Below are 742 nucleotides of genomic sequence, written 5' to 3'. Positions count from 1 at the left end.
GGGGATTTCCCAGCCCTTCTTCCGCATCGCGGTGGCCCAGAGCCGGCCGGCCCGGTACGAGGACCGGACCAGCGGGCCGGACATGACGCCGAGGAAGCCGAGCTCGATGGCCTCGTTTTGGAGGTCCACGAATTCCTGCGGCTTGACCCACCGGTCCACCGGCAGGTGCCGCTCGGACGGGCGCAGGTACTGGGTGATGGTGATCAGGTCACACCCGGCCTCGTGCAGGTCCTTCAGGGCCTCGGAAATTTCCTCGCGGGTCTCGCCCATGCCCAGGATCAGGTTGGACTTGGTCACCATGCCCAGGTTCCGGCCCTGCGTGATCACGTCCAGGGACCGCTCGTACCGGAACGCCGGCCGGATCCGCTTGAAAATCCTCGGCACGGTTTCGACGTTGTGCGCGAACACCTCGGGCTTGGAGTCGCAGATCGCGGCGATGTGTTCGGGTTTGCCGGAGAAGTCCGGGATCAGCAGCTCCACGCCGGTGCCGGGGTTCAGTTCGTGGATCTTGCGGACCGTCTCGGCATACAGCCACACGCCCTCGTCCTCGAGGTCATCGCGGGCCACACCGGTGACGGTGGCGTAGCGCAGCTGCATCGACCGCACGGACCGCGCCACCTTGGTGGGTTCGAACCTGTCCACCGGGGACGGTTTGCCGGTATCGATCTGGCAGAAATCACACCGCCGGGTGCACTCGGAGCCGCCGATCAGGAACGTGGCTTCCTTGTCCTCCCAGCACTCA

1 protein-coding gene is annotated in these 742 nt (G+C 66.0%); it reads right to left on the bottom strand.

Annotated elements, in window-relative coordinates; genetic code table 11:
- The coding region (locus CXQ89_RS17680; RefSeq protein WP_104162201.1) for a lipoyl synthase at window positions 1-742 on the bottom strand (742 nt) is incomplete at both ends.

It is taken from the genome of Arthrobacter sp. ZGTC212, assembly GCF_002929255.1.
Lineage (GTDB): Bacteria > Actinomycetota > Actinomycetes > Actinomycetales > Micrococcaceae > Arthrobacter_B > Arthrobacter_B sunyaminii.
The sequence above is the reverse complement of the archived record's forward strand: the minus strand, read 5'-3'. Positions and strand labels throughout refer to the sequence as shown.